Consider the following 16,036-nt stretch of genomic DNA (forward strand, 5'->3'; position numbering starts at 1 on the left):
CCGCTCGGGGCTGTGCGGGTCCGGGGTCCGGCCGTCCGGCGCACGACGGTCGTCCCTCCACAGGGGCGTCAGCGGAGGGAGCCGGGCGGTTCGCCGGTCGTCGCCGTCGTGCGCGGGGGTGCCGCCGATAGCATCGACCCATGGCGACGAACCGCAGTGAAGTCGAGGCCTGGCTCACGGACATGGACGGCGTGCTGGTGCACGAGAACAAGGCGCTCCCCGGCGCGCCCGAGCTGATCCAGGAGTGGACCGATTCGGGCACCCCGTTCCTGGTGCTGACGAACAACTCGATCTTCACGCCGCGGGATCTGGCGGCGCGGCTGCGCGGGTCGGGGCTGCACGTGCCGGAGGAGCGGATCTGGACGAGCGCTCTGGCGACGGCGGACTTCTGCGCGTCGCAGAAGCCGGGCGGGAGCGCGTTCGTGATCGGCGAGGCGGGGATCACCACCGCGCTGCACGAGGCGGGCTTCATCATGACGGAGACGGCGCCGGACTACGTGGTCGTGGGCGAGACCCGCAATTACAGCTTCGAGGCGATCACGAAGGCGATCCGCCTGATCGTCGCGGGTGCGCGCTTCATCGTCACCAATCCCGATGCGACGGGGCCGAGCGCCGAGGGCGTGCTCCCGGCGACGGGGGCTATCGCGGCGCTCATCACGAAGGCGACGGGCAAGGATCCGTACGTCGTCGGCAAGCCGAACCCGATGATGTTCCGCTCGGCGATGAACAAGATCGGCGCGCACAGCGAGAACACCGGGATGATCGGCGACCGGATGGACACCGACATCGTCGCGGGCATCGAGGCGGGCCTGCACACCGTGCTGGTGCTGACGGGGATCAGCGACGAGGCCGAGATCGAGCGCTACCCGTTCCGCCCGGACGAGGTGCTGAGCGGGGTGCACGAGCTCCTGTCGTCGGAGCCGCTGGAGTCGGAGTTCCCGCCGGATTCAGCGGTCTGAGTCCCGGCAGCGGGCCGGGCGCCGGTTCCTGACACGGCACCGCGGCTCGCGGGGGTCAGAAGCGGACGTGCTGCAGCACCCAGGCGTGCATCGCGACGGCTGCCGCCGCCGAGGCGTTGATCGACCGGGTCGAGCCGAACTGCGTGATCTCGAGCACGGCCTCCGAGGCGGCGATCGCCTCCTCCGAGAGGCCGGGTCCCTCCTGCCCGAACAGCAGGAGGCAGCGCTCGGGGAGCCGGTAGGTCTCGAGCGGCACGCAGCCGGGGACGTTGTCGACGGCGAGGAGTGGCACGTCCGCCTCCGCGGCCCACTGCGCGAGGTCGGCCACCGTCTCGTGGTGCTGGACGTGCTGGTAGCGGTCGGTGACCATCGCGCCGCGCTTGTTCCAGCGCCGCCGGCCGACGATGTGGACGCCCTCCGCGCCGAACGCATTGGCGCTGCGGACGATCGAGCCGATGTTCATGTCGTGCTGCCAGTTCTCGATCGCGACGTGGAACGGGTGCCGCGTGCGGTCGAGCTCCGCGACGATCGCGTCCATCCGCCAGTAGCGGAAGCGGTCGACCACGTTGCGCGCGTCGCCGCGCTCCAGCAGCTCCGGGTCGAGGCGGTCGTCCTCGGGCCGCTCGCCCTGCCAGGGGCCGACGCCGTTCGTGGTGAGCTCCACGGAGGCGGTGGGTCCGGTCGCGGGGGTCGCCTCGTTCTCCTGCACGACGAGCGATCCTACTGGGCGCTCCGCGGCTCGGCCGGGTGCACCGGGCCGGTGCCCGGCGGCGTCCCCCGAAGCCTGAGGGACGGCGCGCGTCAGGCCGCGGGGGTGCCGGCGAGGGAGCCGGTCAGCTCGCCGCCGCCCGCCCGGTCGACGAAGCAGTAGTAGCTGCGCTCGCCCGCGTCCCACTGCTCCTGGGTGACGGGGAACGCACCGGCGACCTGCACGTCGCCGTAGGTCTCGGCCGCGGCGACGTCCACGACGCCCTGCGCCTGGCAGAGCGAGGAGACGGTGACGGCCAGGGCGTCCTGGCCGGGGAACGCCGCGTCGGTCAGCTCCGCGGTGGCGACGAGCTGGGCGGAGTGGGCCCCCGCGCAGTCCACGACGGTGAACTCCTCCGCCCAGACGGAGTCGAAGGGCTCGACGCACTCGCCGCCGAGGAGCGCGCTCCAGGCCCAGGTGCCGACCGGCAGCGGTCCGACGGTCGGGAGGGTCGCGGTCGGCGTGGGCGAGGGGGTCGGCTCCGCCGTGGGCGTCTCGCTGACGACCGGGACGGCCTGCGGCTCTGCTCGGCCGCCGGCGCTCCCGACGGCGATGCCGATCGCGAAGAGCCCGGCGAGGAGGATCACCGCACCCGCCGCGATCAGGCCGATCAGGAGCCGGCGTCGGCTGAGCGTGCGCCACGCGGGCGCTGCGGCGGTCGCCGAGTCGCGTTCGCGGCTCTCGGGTCGGGACCGGGCGGAGCGGCGCTTCCGCGGCGGAGCGGCGTTGACGTGGGCGGCCGCGGGAGCGGTGCGGAAGGGCGCGGGCTCGGCGCGGTCGGCGGGCTCGGCGGCCGGCTCGAGGTTCCACGAGTAGGCGCCGGCGGTCTCGCGCCACAGCTCCTCGTCGCCGCCGTCCTCGTCGGGCTCGTCCTGCGGAGCGACGACCTGCTCCCACACGGGCGGCTGGTCCCAGTCCCCGCGCGGGTCGGGCCACTCGTAGACGGCGGGCGGAGTCGGCTCGCGCGGAGTCGGCGGGGTCGCGCCGACCGGGCGTCCGTCAGCGGGGTAGAGGGCGCCGGAGCGGTCCGCCGGGTCGACGTCGGTCGAGGATCCGGCATCGGGCTCGTCGTCCGGCCGGTGGGCGCTGCGCAGTCCGGCGGGGGCGGTCGGCAGGTCGGCGGGAGGGTCGGTGTGCGGCAGGACCGGGCGCACGGAGTCCGCCCCGCGGCGGTGCACCTCGGTGCGGCCGGCATCGGTGGAGGCGTCGGAGCCGGAGCCGTCGGCGTCGTCGTCGCGGAGGGGGGCGAAGAACGCGTCGAAGGCGTCCTCGTCGGACACGTCCGCGTCGGAGGCACTCGTGTCGCGGGCAGTCGTCCCACCGGCACCCGCCTCGCGGACACCCGTCTCGCGGGCACCCGTCTCGTGCACTCCCATGGCGCGGGCTCCCGTGTCGGAGACTCCCGTGTCGTCGCCCGGAGAGCTCCGTCCCTCGGCGGAGACGCCGTCGCGGTCGGAGGAGCGCTCCGGCTCCACGACCGTTCCGCGATCGGCGTCGGCGTCCTGCTCCTCCACCCGAGCGGAGTCGTCCGCGGGTTTCGGGAGGTCGCCGTCGGCCTCCTCGGCGGCGGGCGTCGCGCTCAGCACGGGCTCCCCCGGCCACAGGCCGACCGGAGCGGCAGGGGTACGTCGCGACACCGCGTCGGAGTCGCTGTCGCTCGACGACGGTCCGGCCGCATCGGCGGAGGAGGCCGACTCGCTCGCAACCCTCCGCTCCTCCGCTGACGCGTGGGCCTCGTCGGCTGCGGGCTCAGCAGGACCGGACGTCCGCTCCGCGCGCGACTCCTCCACGGGAGGGACGGGGCGGGGCGAGTCGAAGATGCTCTTCAGGCGGCCGCCGCTGAGCTGCTGGAGCAGCCACTCGCTGCTGCCGACGGGTCGCTCCGGCTCGGGTCGCTCCGGCTCGGCACGCTCCGGCTCGGAGGTCTCCGATCCGGCAAGCTCGGGCTCGCGGCCCTCCGGCTCGCGGCCCTCGGACCCGCGGCCCTCCGGCTCCGGGTGCTCGCCGCCTCCCGGGCCCCCGCCGCGTCCCCCCTCGTCAACCATCAGCTCAGGCCGAGGTCGGCCAGACCGATCGCGGCGAAGTACGGGTAGCCGGCGTCCTCGATGATCTCGCGGGCACCGGTCGCGCGGTCGACGACGACGGCGACTCCTGCGATCTCGGCGCCGACCTTCAGCAGGGCCTCGATCGCCTTCAGCGGCGAGCCGCCGGTGGTGGACGTGTCCTCGACGACGACGACGCGCTTGCCCTCGAGGTCGGGGCCCTCGACCTGCCGGCCGCGGCCGTGGTCCTTGGGCTCCTTGCGCACGACGAACGCGTCGTAGGCGAGACCGCGGGCGGCGCCCTGATGGAGGATCGCGGCGGCGATCGGGTCGGCTCCCATGGTGAGGCCGCCGACGGCGTCGACGCGCTCGAGCGGCGCGATGAGGTCGAGCATGACCTGCCCGATCAGCGGCGCGACCCGGTGGTCGAGGCTCACGCGGCGCAGGTCGACGTAGTACGACGCCTTCTTGCCGCTCGTGAGGGTGAAGTCCCCGTGGAAGACGGCGTCGGAGCCGATGTACTCGATGAGCTGCTGGCGTGCGTCGGTCACGCGCCTACTCTACGGGGCGACCCCTCCCCCGCTCGGGAGCGCGCCCGCTGCGGCGTGCTCGCCCGCCTCGTCGCCTCCTCCGCGGAACTGCGTCATGTAGAGCTCGTAGTAGGCGCCGCGCTGCTTCAGGAGCGCCTCGTGCGCGCCCTGCTCGACGATCCGGCCCGACTCCATCACCAGGATGGTGTCGGCGTCGCGGATCGTGGAGAGCCGGTGCGCGATGACGAACGAGGTCCGGTCGGTGCGCAGCGCGTTCATCGCGTGCTGCACGAGCAGCTCCGTGCGGGTGTCGACCGAGGAGGTGGCCTCGTCGAGGATCAGCAGCGACGGGTTCGCGAGGAACGCGCGCGCGATCGTGATCAGCTGCCGCTCGCCCGCCGAGACGCTGCCGCCGTCGGCGTCCAGCACCGTGTCGTAGCCGTCGGGCAGCTGGCGCACGAAGCGGTCGACCATGGTGGCCTTCGCCGCGTCGACGATCTCCTCGTCGGTCGCGTCCAGGCGCCCGTAGCGGATGTTCTCGCGGATGGTGCCCTGGAAGAGCCACGCGTCCTGCAGCACCATGCCCACGCGCGAGCGCAGTTCGCCGCGCGCGAGGCTCGTGATGTCGACGCCGTCGAGCAGGATGCGCCCTCCGGTGAGCTCGTAGAAGCGCATGACCAGGTTGACCAGCGTGGTCTTCCCCGCCCCGGTCGGACCGACGATGGCGACCGTCTGCCCGGGCTGCGCCGAGAAGGTCAGGTCCTCGATCAGCGGCTGCTCCGGGGCGTACGAGAACGAGACGCCCTCGAACTCCACGTGGCCGTCGGTGCGCTGCGGGAGCGACGCGGTCGCCGTCTCCGGCTCCTGCTCCTCGGCGTCGAGCAGCTCGAACGTGCGCTCGGCCGAGGCGACGCCGGACTGCAGCATGTTCGCCATGCTCGCCAGCTGGGTCACCGGCTGCGTGAACTCGCGCGAGTACTGGATGAACGCGGTCGCGTCGCCGAGCGTCAGCTGACCTGAGGCGACCCGCAGGCCGCCGACCACGGCGATGAGCACGTAGGAGAGGTAGGAGACGAAGGTCATCGCGGGCATGATCATGCCCGAGACGAACTGGGCGCCGAACGAGGCGGTGTAGAGGCTGTCGTTGCGGCGGTCGAACTCCTCGAGCATCTCGCGGTCGCGGCCGAAGGCGCGGACGATCTCGAGCCCGGAGAAGGTCTCCTCGATGTGGCCGTTGAGCGCGCCCGTGCTCTTCCACTGGGCGGCGAAGAGCTTCTGGGAGCGGGCGCCGATCACGCCCGCGATCACGCCCGAGAGCGGGATCGAGATCAGCGCGATCAGCGCGAGCTGCCACGAGACGATGAACATCATCGCGGCGATGCCGATGATGGTGAGCACCGACTGCACCAGCTGCGAGAAGGCCTGCTGCAGCGCCGTCTGGATGTTGTCGACGTCGTTCGTGACGCGCGACATCACGTCGCCGCGCTGCCGGGTGTCGAAGAAGCGCAGCGGGAGGCGGTTGAGCTTCGCCTCGATGTCCTGACGGAGGCCGAAGACCACCCGCATCACGAGGCCGTTGAGGATGTAGCCCTGCGCCCACATGAGCACCGACGCGACGACGTACATCAGCAGCACGATGATGATCAGGCGGCCGAGGACCACGAAGTCGATGCCCGCGCCGGGCACGATGTCGGTCTTGGCCAGCATGTCGGCGAAGGTGCCGTTGCCCGAGGCGCGCTGCTGCTCGATGATCTGCTCGAGCGGGACGCCGGCGGGGAGCTGGGAGCCGATCACGCCGTTGAAGATCGTGTCCATCGCCTGCCCGAGGATCTTGGGCGCGATGACGGTGAGGACGACCGACAGCGAGACCAGGGCGACCACGAGGACCATCCGGGCGCGCTCGGGGCCGAGCAGCGAGAAGAGGCGCTTGGCCGAGGGCCAGAAGTTCTGCGCCTTGCGGGCGGGCGGCCCGTCCCCGAACATGCCGCCGTCACCCTCGCCGGGCTCGAACTCGGGCTCGGGGGACGTCGTCTCCTCGGGGACGGTGGTGTCGCGTGTGCGCGCCATCTCAGGACACTCCTTCGACGCTCAGCTGGGATTCGACGATCTCGCGGTAGGTCGCGTTCGTCTCGAGGAGCTCGTCGTGCGTGCCGCGGCCGACGACGCGGCCCGCGTCGAGCACGACGATCTGGTCGGCGTGGCGGATGGTCGACACCCGCTGGGCCACGATGATCACGGTCGCGTCGGTGGTGGCGTCGGCCAGCGACTCCCGCAGCCGCGCATCGGTCGCGACGTCGAGCGCCGAGAACGAGTCGTCGAACAGGTAGACCCGCGGCTTCGCGACGAGGGCGCGCGCGATGCAGAGCCGCTGGCGCTGCCCGCCGGAGACGTTGGTGCCGCCCTGCGAGACCGGCTCGTCGAGCCCGTGCTCCTTGCTCCGCACGAAGTCCTCGCCCTGGGCGATGCGCAGCGCCTCCCACAGCTCGGCGTCCGTCGCGTCGGGGCGGCCGAAGCGCAGGTTCGAGGCGATCGTCCCCGAGAAGAGGTAGGGGCGCTGGGGCACGAGCCCGATCACCTCGGCGAGCTGCGCCCGGTCGAGGGAGGAGACGGGCACGCCGTCGATCGTGACGGTGCCCTCCTGCGGGTCGAACAGGCGCGGCACGAGGCCGAGCAGGGTGGTCTTGCCGGCGCCGGTGGAGCCGACGACGGCCGTGGTGCGGCCCGGCTCCGCGACGATGTCGATGCCCGAGAGCACGGGGCGCTCGGCGCCCGGGTAGCCGAAGACGACCCCGGAGAACTCGACGCGGCCGCGCGCGGGCGTCGGGACTCCGCCCTCGGGCGTGGTGAGGCTGGTGCGGGCGTCGAGCACCTGCTGGATCCGCTCGGCGCAGACGACCGCGCGCGGGATCATCATCACCATGAAGACGCCCATCATCACGGCGGTGAGGATCTGGAGGAGGTACTGCAGGAACGCGGTGAGCGAGCCCACCTGCATCTGACCTGCGTCGACCCGCTGCCCGCCGAACCACAGCACGGCCGCGGTGGCCAGGTGCAGGATCATCATGATCGCGGGGAACATCAGCACGAAGATGTTGCCGACCTTGATCGACACCTCGGTGATCGCCGCGTTGGCCTTGCGGTACCGCTCGGACTCGAACGGCTCGCGCACGAAGGCGCGCACCACGCGGATGCCCGTGATCTGCTCGCGCAGCACGCTGTTGATCCCGTCGATCCGGTCCTGCATGAGGCGGAACAGCGGCAGCAGCAGGAACACCAGGAAGCCGACCACGACGAACAGCAGCGGCACCGACACCCAGACCAGCCAGGAGAGGCCGGCGTCCTCGCGCAGGGCGAAGACGATGCCGCCGACGCACATGATCGGCGCGGAGACCATGAAGTTGAGGGTCATCAGCACGAGCATCTGCACCTGCTGCACGTCGTTCGTGCCGCGGGTGATCAGGGTGGCCGTGCCGAAGCCGCCGACCTCGAGCCCGCTGAGCGAGTCGACGCGGCGGTAGACGTCGCGGCGCAGGTCGCGGCCGACGGACATGGCGGTGCGGGCGCCGAAGTAGACGGCTCCGATCGCCGCGGCGACCTGCACGACGCAGACCCCGAGCATGGTCATGCCGGTGCCCCAGATGAAGTCGGTGTCGCCGCGGCCGATGCCCTGGTCGATGATCTCGGCGTTGAGGCTCGGCAGGTAGAGCGCGGCGAGCGTCGCGACGAGCTGCAGCACGACGACGGCGGCCACCCAGCGCGCGTAGGGCTTCGCGTAGGCGGAGGCGAGGCGGAGCAGGATCATGGGTCCTCCGGAGGGGCGGAGCAGGAGCGGGAGGGGAGTGGACCGGGCTGGGGAGCGCGGAGCGCCGGGGAGCCCGTCGGGCCCGCACGGCGCGGGCGGCGGCGGCGTCCGGACGACACGAACGGCCGGTCGGGACGGCGCTAGACAACCATCGACCACCGACACCGGTTCCGCAATCCGCCGAGGGGATGACTCCCCCGGCCCGCGGCCGCCGGGACGCGCGGAGGACGCGCAGGAGACGTGTCGGCGGCGGCTCCTACACTTCCAGGATGCGCATCGCCACCTGGAACGTGAACTCCATCCGGGCCCGCACCGGCCGCGTCGTCGACTGGCTCGTGCGCGAGGACGTGGACGTCCTCGCCATGCAGGAGCTCAAGTGCAAGCCCGAGCAGTTCCCGCACGAGGCCTTCGCCGACGCCGGCTACCACGTCGAGATGGTCGGGCTCAGCCAGTGGAACGGCGTCGGCATCGCCTCGCGCCTGCCGATGGAGGACGTGCAGGTCGGCTTCCCGGGCATGCCCGGCTTCGCGAAGGAGGCGGCGGCCGACGGCTCCTACCCGCTCGAGGCCCGCGCGATCGGCGCGACGGTCGACGGCGTGCGCGTCTGGAGCCTCTACGTCCCGAACGGCCGCGCGGTCGACGACCCGCACTACCTCTACAAGCTCGAGTGGCTCGCGGCCCTCGAGGCGAGCACCCGCGAGTGGCTGGCCGCCGAGCCCGACCTGCCGCTCGCCCTGGTCGGCGACTGGAACGTCGCGCCGCTCGACAGCGACGTGGGCGATCCGAGCCTCGGCCCCGGATCCACGCACGTCTCGATCCCCGAGCGCGCCGCCTTCGCCGCCTTCGAGGACGCGGGCCTGCGCGACGTCGTCCGCCCCCTCGTGCCCGAGGGCTACACCTACTGGGACTACAAGCAGCTCCGCTTCCCGCGCAACGAGGGGCTGCGGATCGACTTCGTGCTCGGCTCCCCCGCGTTCGGCGAGCTCGTCACCGGCGCCTCGATCCACCGCGACGAGCGCAAGGGCGACGCCCCGAGCGACCACGTCCCGGTGGTGGTCGATCTCGACCTGGAGACGACCCTCGACGACGACCGCCCGATGATCTTCTGAGCATGGCCTCGTCGAAGAAGAAGCGCGCGCGGGCCCAGGCCGCCTCGGCCGGTGCCTCCCGCCCCGCCTCCCGACCCGCGACGGCACGCCCTGCGACCGCCCGCCCTGCGACCGCCCGTCCCGCAGCCGCGCACGACGAGTTCCGGTCCGACGCCTACCGCTCGGTGGGCGAGATCATCGCCGCCGGGAAGCCGCGCCGGCGCCGCTGGGACCTCGTGCTCTCGATCCTCGGCTGCCTCGCCCTCGGCCTGCTCACGATCGTGCTCGGCTACCTCGCCGCGATCCTCTCGGTCTTCCCCGCGCAGTGCGAGGGCCAGAACTTCGCCTGCGACTTCGACCGGATCGACTGGGGCGTCTCGATCGCGCTGATCGGGCCGCCCGCGCTGACACTGATCGCCGTGGCCGTGACGGTCGTGCGCTACCTCGTGGGCCGCCGCGCGTTCCTCGTGCCGGTCATCGGGTTCGTGCTCTGCATCGCCACCGCGTTCCTCGCCTCCTCGCTCGTGACGAGCTCGATCCCCGGGTCGGCGCTGGTCTAGCACCGACCCGGGGCGCGTCAGCGGTCGGCGTGCTCGGCGCTGGTCCAGCACCGACCCGGAGGCGCGTCAGCGGTCGGCGTGCTCGGGGCTGGTCCAGCACCGACCCGGAGGCGCGTCAGCGGTCGGCGTGCTCGGGGCTGGTCCAGCACCGACCCGGAGGCGCGCGAAGGCGAGGTCAGCCGCAGGCGGGCTCGTCGTTCAGCGTGACCGCGGTGGGGTTGATCATCGGGGTCACCCGCACGGTCTGGTCGCCGAAGCCGGAGGCGTCGCCGGCGCTGAACTGCACGTCGAACGTCTCGGACTGGCCGGGCGAGAGCTGCACGGCGACCTTCGAGACGGGACGGCCGAGGTCGTCGAGGCTCTCGGGTCCGTAGCCGGTGCCGTCGGCCCAGGCCGCGCTCGACACCGTGGTCCCGGGAGGGCCGTAGACGTAGATGTTGGTGACGAAGTCGCCCAGGGGGTACGCACCGCGCCCGCCGGCCGCGGCGACGTAGCCGGGCAGCGTCCGAGCGACCGCCTTCGAGATCGTGTTGGTCACGGTGACGGAGGTGGTGAAGACCGCGCCCGAGGCGGCGCACCGGCCCGCGCTCGACTGCGTGACCGCCGTGCTCAGGTAGTAGTCCATCTTCGAGCCGCCCGAGGCGTCCTGGAAGAACACTCCGGTGGTCGTGCCGTCGGTCGTCGTCTGCGGCAGGACCCCCGCGATCGGCGTGGGCGCGAGGAGCGCCTGCTCGTCGGCGTCGGAGCTGTAGGCGAGGATGCGGCTCTCGTCGACCGCCTTCACGATCGCCGGGAGCATCTTCGTCGGCTCCATCTCCCCGCCGAGGATCTTGCCCAGGACCGTCGCGCTCGCCTCCGAGAAGAACTCGTCGGTGCGCTCGGCCACGACCGACTCCGGGTAGCGGAAGTAGACCTCGTTGAGCAGGGTCGAGACGGTGTTCTCGCTCGTGAGGACCGTGCCGTCGGTGAGGGTCACGGGCCCGGTCGAGCCGAGGAGGTAGGAGAGGGCGACGGGGTCGATCGCGAGGACGCCGTCGATCCTCTGCTCGGGGAACTTCTGCGCCCAGAACTGCGAGGCGATCGAGGCGGCCGTCGGGAAGTCGGGGCGGCTGGTCGAGACGTTGAAGGTCGTCGCCATGTTCTCGCCGATGGTGTCGAGCGCGCTCTGGTCGACGGTGACGGGCGCCAGACCGCGGAAGTCGCCGCTGCCCAGCTGACGGCCGATCGAGATCGCGCCGCCGTCGACGTCGAGCTGCATCACCGACGACGCGCCGCCGCCCAGAGCCTGCGACTCCGCCAGGTTCTGGAACATCACCAGGTAGTGGCGTGGACCGGACGCTCCGAGGGAGTCGGGGAGGATCGCGGTGAGCGGCTCGACCTGCTCCATCGCCGCGGTCGCGGTGGCCAGCTGCGGAGTGAAGGAGTCGAGGGCCGAGGCGACCTGCGGCACCAGCGGGCCGCGGTCGATGCCCTCGACGCGGGTCTGCGCCGCGTCGACGACCTCCTTGGCGACGGTGATCTTCTGCGACAGCTCGGTGATCGCCGCGAGGTCGACCCTGCCGTCGACGGGCTTGAGGATGTCGAGCGAGGTCGTGGAGAGCGGCGTGACGATCCGGCCGGAGACGTCGTCGGCGATCTCGGTCGCGGCGCGGACCGCGGACAGGTTCGGCCCGAGGACGGGCACCACCTCCATCACCCGCCACACCGGGTCCTCGGTCTCGTCGCGCGCCTCGCCGGTGAGGGTCGCGATCCGGCCCGCGGTCTCCTCCGCCCCGGAGGTGTCGAACGTCGTCAGCCTGTCCGTCACCTGCGACACCAGCGGGATCGCCTCGGTCAGCTTGTCGCGGACGGTCATCGCCTTGTCGTAGGTGCGCACGCCGAGGAGCACCGCGACGACGGCGCCGATCAGCAGGACCAGGAGGACGATCAGCGTGATCCAGAGGCCGCGACGGCGGCGCGGCCTGCCGCGGGCGGAGCGGTCGGCGGACGTGGTGGTGCTCATTCGAGAGAGCCTAAGCGACGGTCGGCGGAGTGCGACCGGGCCCGCGCCACCGGCCCCGTCCCAGGACGAGGGACACGCGACGCGGATGCGCGGGCCGTCCGGCGCCTCCGCCGGGCCCGAGCGGGAGCCGGGGATGCTGCTCCGCTCAGCCCAGCAGGAGGGACACCCCGATGAGCACGGGCACCGCGGCGACCGTGGTCACGAGGGCCGTGTCACGGGCGACGGCGACGCCCCGGTCGTAGCGCGAGGCGAAGGTGAAGATGTTCTGCGCGGTCGGCAGCGCGGCGGTCACCGTCACCACGAAGAGGTGCTCGGAGTCGAGGTGGAACGCGAAGCGCCCCAGCAGCAGCGCGACCGCCGGCATCACCAGCGACTTGAGCACGGAGGCGACGACCACCTCGACCCGCGCCGGCCCCGCCTCCAGCGGCCGCTGCCCGCGCAGCGACATCCCGAAGGCGATCAGCACCAGCGGGATCGACGCGTTGCCGATGATCGAGAACGGCTGCAGCACGGGCGCGGGCAGCTCGACGCCGGTGAGTGCGACGACGAGGCCGAGGGCGGAGGCGATGATCATCGGGTTCCGCAGCGGCTGCGTGAGGATCGCGCCGACCGAGGTCCGCCCGCTCGTCGAGACGTCGAGCAGCGTCAGGATCGTCGGCGCGAGGACGATCAGCTGCAGGAGGAGCGTCGGGGCCACCCACTGCGGATCGCCCAGCACGTAGATGGCGACCGGCAGTCCGATGTTGTTGGCGTTGACGTAGGAGGAGGCCGCGGTCCCGATCACCGTCTCCGGCAGCGGGCGGGGGAAGAGCAGCCGCGAGGCCAGCACGTAGAGCAGGGCGACGGTCAGCACCGTCAGGAGCGAGACGAGCAGGAACGAGGAGAAGAGGACGGAGACGTCGGCCCGCGACAGCACGGTGAACAGCAGCGCCGGCGTCGTGACGAAGAAGGCGATCCGCGACAGGATCAGCCGGCTCTCGGGCGGGACGATCCGGAACCGCGCGATCAGGTAGCCGACCGCGATGACGACCCCGATGATCGAGAAGCCGGTGAGCACGCCCTCCACGCCGCCGCCTCCCCGCCGCGGCCCGTCCGCTGTCGCGCCTCCACCCTAGGCAGTGGCCGGGCGTTGCAGCGCCGGCGGGACGCGCCTACGGTGTGCGGCATGCCGCATCTCGAGGTCCCCGGCGCGAGCCTCTACTGGGAGGCGGACGGCCACGCCTCCGCGCCCGCCCTGCTGCTCGTGCACGCGGGCATCGCCGATCTGCGGATGTGGGACCCGCTCGTCCCCGACCTCTCGCGCGACCGGCTGGTGGTCCGCTACGACGTCCGCGGCGCGGGCGGAACGAGCACGGAGGACGTGGAGTACGACCCGCGCCGGGACGCCCTGGACGGGCTCGACCACCTCGGGGTCGAGCGCGCGGTGGTCGTCGGCTGCTCGCGGGGCGGGACGCTCGCGCTCGACCTGGCGCTCGAGCATCCGGAGCGGGTGACCGGCCTGGTCGTGATCGCGCCGGGCCTGGCAGGCTTCGACTACCCCGCGCTGACGGCGGAGGAGGAGCGGCGCTTCGGGGAGGTCGAGGCGCTGGAGCTCGCGGGCGAGCGGGAGGCCGCGGCGATCGTCGAGGCGGAGCTCTGGGCCGTGGGTCCCGACCGCTCCGCGGACGACGTGGCTCCGGAGTTCCTCGCGCGGGTCCGGGAGCTCGCGCTCACGGGCGTCGGCCACGAGGCGGAGGCCCCCCGCCCGATCGATCCCTCCGGGCCGGCGGGCGAGCGGCTCGGGGAGATCGCCGTGCCGACCCTCGTCGTGGCGGGCGCGCACGACCTCTCCGAGTCGCTGCCGGTCTGCGAGCACCTCGCCGCCGAGGTGGGCGGTGCCGAGCTGCACGTGCTCGAGGACGCGGCGCACCTGCCCGGCCTCGAGCACCCCGAGGAGTTCCTCGCGGTGCTGCGGCCGTGGCTGGAGCGCCACGGGATCTGATCAGGCCACGGCGGCCAGGTCGAACGCCCAGTCCACGTAGAGCTCCGGCGGTTCGCCCTGCTCGACGAGGTCGATCCGGTCGAAGCCGGCCTCGACGCAGGTCGCGCCCGCGTCCAGGTCGCTCTCCGCCACGAAGGCGTGCACGAAGCGGGGCACGGGGAACGCCGCCGCCTCCTCGAGCAGCATCCGCACGGAGTCCGCGGTGATGCCGCGGGCGTGCGGAGCGATGCTCCACGCCGCCTCGTAGGCGACGACGCCGCGCGAGCAGCCGTACCAATAGCCGATGGAGCCGACGGAGAGTCCGTCCAGCTCGACCACGTAGAAGAACGCGTCGCCGTCCGCCCAACCGCGCAGGTAGCGGTCGTGGCGCACGAGGATCTCGCTCTCGCTCTCGAGGCCGCCGCCCGCGTGCGCGAGGGTGTCGCGCAGGACGGAGGCGTCCGCCTGCGGCCAGGGGAGCAGGCGGAGGTTCTCGGGGTGGTGGTCGATGCTGGCTGTTCTCTGGTCGCTTCCGGGTTCGGGTCCCGTCACGCGCTCCGATCCTCTCTCTCAGGATGGCTCGCCGATCGAGCGCGCCGCCAGGGTGTTCGGCGCGCCTGTCCGATCGGATGTCTCCGCACTCGGGATGCGGACACGGTGTCGCCCCATCTTCGACCCGATGAGGGGAGGGAAACGGAAGCGGTGAGGAATCTAGCCCCGGACGGGGGGCGGCACCTGCACAACGCCTGGGCAACCGCTGACCGCGGGGCCTCCGAGGGGCGGCGGAGACGTGCGCCCGCCCCCGCGAGATCGCCGCTTCGCTCCGCTGAGACGCAAGAAAAGCGCGCGCACGAGCCCATACGCTCGGAGTCGGAGCGCGTTCCGCTCCTGCAGCCCCGTATCACCAGCGTGAGGAGGATCACCATGTCGCAAGCCGTGCAGAGCACCGTCGTCGGAGAACCCGAGGTCGTCGAGGACCGCGTGGAGGAGTCCGCCGCCTGGCTCGACCTGAAGGCGGCCGCCGCCGGGCTGCAGCCGCTCCAGTCCCAGGACGGCTCGCTCGCCGATCCCGAGCGGCTCGAGGAGGCGCGCACCCTCGTCGAGCGGATCGTCGCCGGCGTCCGCACCCTCGCCCCCGCGTTCCCGCACGACGCCGCGTACCTCGACGCGCTGGTCGTCGACCTCGAGCGCTGGAGCGCCGGCGGACTCGGCCTGCCCGACTTCCTCGACTCGCTCACCGCGTTCCAGCCGCAGCTCGAGCGCGTCGACGGCCGCCGCCACCTCGTCGTCTTCCCCATGTACACCCAGAACGGCAGCCGCGACCGCCACGTCGAGGCCGTCCTCGTCGAGGTCGTCTGGCCGCGGTTCGTCGCCGAGCTGGAGGCGGGCGACTACTCCAACGCCCTCTTCGTGCCCGTGCGCTTCGTCGACTTCACCGCCGGCTACGACACCGACAGCGCCGTGCTGTTCCCCGAGACGGTCGCGATGCGCTCCGTCCCGTCCTTCACCTGGGGCGCGATCTTCGCCGACCGCGAGGCGGCCCGGTTCCGCCGCGTCGTCACGGAGGCGGCCCGGATCACCCGTCTCGAGCTCCCGGAGGACGCGCAGCGCCTGCTGGCCGACCAGCGCCTGGCGGAGGAGTCCTTCGTGATGTGGGACCTCATCCACGACCGCACCCACATGCGCGGCGACCTGCCGTTCGACCCGTTCATGATCAAGCAGCGGATGCCCTTCTTCCTCTACTCGCTGGAGGAGCTGCGGTGCGACCTCACCGCCTTCCGCGAGGCCGTCGCCATCGAGCGCCGCCTCGGCGCGCTCGACCGCCGCGACGACGAGGAGGAGGCGCTGGCCGAGCGCTCGCGCTTCGTGCAGTACGCGATCCTGTTCGACCGGCTCTTCCGCTTCCCGCTCACCGGGTCGCGGGTGCGCAACTACGACGGCCTCGGCGGCCAGCTGCTCTTCGCCTGGCTGCACCAGCACGGCGTCCTGCACTGGACCGACACCCGGCTGGCGTTCGAGTGGGACGGCGTCGCCGACGTGGTCGTCGCCCTCTCGGACGCGATCGACGAGCTCTACTGGCGCTCGATCGACCGGCCGAAGACGGCGCACTGGCTGGCCGCGCACGAGCTGATCGCGGCCACTCTCACTCCGCACCCCGCCTCCGCCTGGGCCCGCGGGCTCCCGGACGAGGTGCTGCTCGGCGCCCCGCGCGGCCTCACCGACGCGGTGCTGGACGACGAGTTCCCGCTGTCGATGTTCTACGAGGCCCTCGGGAGGAAGATGGGCGACGTCATCGCCTCGACCCGGGGCATCACCGGCCGGGACTGACGTCGCGCCCGGGAGGC

At 72.5% G+C, this 16,036-nt stretch carries 13 protein-coding genes; 5 read left to right on the top strand and 8 right to left on the bottom strand.

What is annotated here, in order from left to right; all coding sequences use genetic code 11:
- The first annotated feature begins 140 nt into the window (after positions 1-140).
- Positions 141-959: an HAD-IIA family hydrolase gene (locus C5C71_RS03990; RefSeq protein ID WP_104225721.1), complete on the top strand. Its 819-nt coding sequence runs from the start codon at positions 141-143 to the stop codon at positions 957-959.
- Between the two features lie 55 nt (positions 960-1,014).
- Here C5C71_RS03990 and C5C71_RS03995 read toward each other — a convergent pair whose 3' ends face one another.
- From C5C71_RS03995 to C5C71_RS04015, 5 genes are all read right to left on the bottom strand, one after another.
- Complete coding sequence (locus C5C71_RS03995; RefSeq protein ID WP_104222802.1) at positions 1,015-1,668, bottom strand: TrmH family RNA methyltransferase; 654 nt, start codon at positions 1,666-1,668, stop codon at positions 1,015-1,017.
- Positions 1,669-1,760: 92 nt separating this feature from the next.
- The gene (locus tag C5C71_RS04000) at positions 1,761-3,752 is read right to left on the bottom strand and encodes a septum formation family protein (protein ID WP_104337172.1); all 1,992 of its coding nucleotides are present in this window, start codon (positions 3,750-3,752) and stop codon (positions 1,761-1,763) included.
- On the bottom strand, positions 3,752-4,300 hold the full coding sequence (gene pyrE, locus C5C71_RS04005; RefSeq protein WP_104225724.1) for an orotate phosphoribosyltransferase: 549 nt from the start codon (positions 4,298-4,300) through the stop codon (positions 3,752-3,754). Before pyrE ends, C5C71_RS04000 begins: the two co-directional genes overlap by 1 nt.
- A 9-nt stretch (positions 4,301-4,309) precedes the next feature.
- Entirely contained in the window at positions 4,310-6,346 is a 2,037-nt protein-coding gene (locus C5C71_RS04010; protein ID WP_104337173.1) for an ABC transporter ATP-binding protein, read from the bottom strand.
- 1 nt (position 6,347) lies between these two features.
- Positions 6,348-8,081 (bottom strand): ABC transporter ATP-binding protein, encoded by a 1,734-nt coding sequence (locus C5C71_RS04015; protein WP_104239193.1) that lies wholly within the window; start codon positions 8,079-8,081, stop codon positions 6,348-6,350.
- A gap of 269 nt (positions 8,082-8,350) precedes the next feature.
- Between C5C71_RS04015 and C5C71_RS04020 the strand changes: the two genes are divergently transcribed.
- Both C5C71_RS04020 and C5C71_RS04025 read left to right on the top strand, forming a co-directional pair.
- Positions 8,351-9,190, top strand: a complete 840-nt coding sequence (locus tag C5C71_RS04020; protein WP_104269033.1) for an exodeoxyribonuclease III — start codon at positions 8,351-8,353, stop codon at positions 9,188-9,190.
- Between the two features lie 2 nt (positions 9,191-9,192).
- Entirely contained in the window at positions 9,193-9,729 is a 537-nt protein-coding gene (locus tag C5C71_RS04025) for a hypothetical protein (protein ID WP_104260953.1), read from the top strand.
- A gap of 175 nt (positions 9,730-9,904) precedes the next feature.
- Here the strand turns inward: C5C71_RS04025 and C5C71_RS04030 are convergent, their stop codons facing one another.
- Entirely contained in the window at positions 9,905-11,731 is a 1,827-nt protein-coding gene (locus tag C5C71_RS04030) for a DUF4012 domain-containing protein (RefSeq protein ID WP_104222808.1), read from the bottom strand.
- A 145-nt stretch (positions 11,732-11,876) separates the two neighbouring features.
- On the bottom strand, positions 11,877-12,797 hold the full coding sequence (locus C5C71_RS04035; protein ID WP_104222809.1) for an AEC family transporter: 921 nt from the start codon (positions 12,795-12,797) through the stop codon (positions 11,877-11,879).
- A gap of 99 nt (positions 12,798-12,896) precedes the next feature.
- Between C5C71_RS04035 and C5C71_RS04040 the strand changes: the two genes are divergently transcribed.
- Positions 12,897-13,712, top strand: a complete 816-nt coding sequence (locus C5C71_RS04040) for an alpha/beta fold hydrolase (RefSeq protein ID WP_104337174.1) — start codon at positions 12,897-12,899, stop codon at positions 13,710-13,712.
- Here C5C71_RS04040 and C5C71_RS04045 read toward each other — a convergent pair whose 3' ends face one another.
- A complete protein-coding gene (locus C5C71_RS04045; protein ID WP_104260956.1) occupies positions 13,713-14,243 on the bottom strand; it encodes a hypothetical protein in 531 nt (176 codons plus the stop codon).
- A gap of 372 nt (positions 14,244-14,615) precedes the next feature.
- Between C5C71_RS04045 and C5C71_RS04050 the strand changes: the two genes are divergently transcribed.
- Entirely contained in the window at positions 14,616-16,019 is a 1,404-nt protein-coding gene (locus C5C71_RS04050; protein WP_104309566.1) for a DUF6421 family protein, read from the top strand.
- The last annotated feature ends 17 nt before the right edge of the window (positions 16,020-16,036 follow it).

The organism is Rathayibacter sp. AY1C1 (assembly GCF_002932105.1).
Lineage (GTDB): Bacteria > Actinomycetota > Actinomycetes > Actinomycetales > Microbacteriaceae > Rathayibacter.

Excerpts from the sequence above, each read along its gene's own strand:
- C5C71_RS03990 (WP_104225721.1), top strand. The coding sequence starts at position 141 with ATGGCGACGAACCGCAGTGAAGTCGAGGCCTGGCTCACGGACATGGAC.
- C5C71_RS04040 (WP_104337174.1), top strand. The coding sequence starts at position 12,897 with ATGCCGCATCTCGAGGTCCCCGGCGCGAGCCTCTACTGGGAGGCGGAC.
- C5C71_RS04000 (WP_104337172.1), bottom strand. The coding sequence starts at position 3,752 with ATGGTTGACGAGGGGGGACGCGGCGGGGGCCCGGGAGGCGGCGAGCAC.
- C5C71_RS04010 (WP_104337173.1), bottom strand. The coding sequence starts at position 6,346 with ATGGCGCGCACACGCGACACCACCGTCCCCGAGGAGACGACGTCCCCC.
- C5C71_RS04020 (WP_104269033.1), top strand. The coding sequence starts at position 8,351 with ATGCGCATCGCCACCTGGAACGTGAACTCCATCCGGGCCCGCACCGGC.
- C5C71_RS04015 (WP_104239193.1), bottom strand. The coding sequence starts at position 8,081 with ATGATCCTGCTCCGCCTCGCCTCCGCCTACGCGAAGCCCTACGCGCGC.
- C5C71_RS04050 (WP_104309566.1), top strand. The coding sequence starts at position 14,616 with ATGTCGCAAGCCGTGCAGAGCACCGTCGTCGGAGAACCCGAGGTCGTC.
- C5C71_RS04030 (WP_104222808.1), bottom strand. The coding sequence starts at position 11,731 with ATGAGCACCACCACGTCCGCCGACCGCTCCGCCCGCGGCAGGCCGCGC.
- C5C71_RS04025 (WP_104260953.1), top strand. The coding sequence starts at position 9,193 with ATGGCCTCGTCGAAGAAGAAGCGCGCGCGGGCCCAGGCCGCCTCGGCC.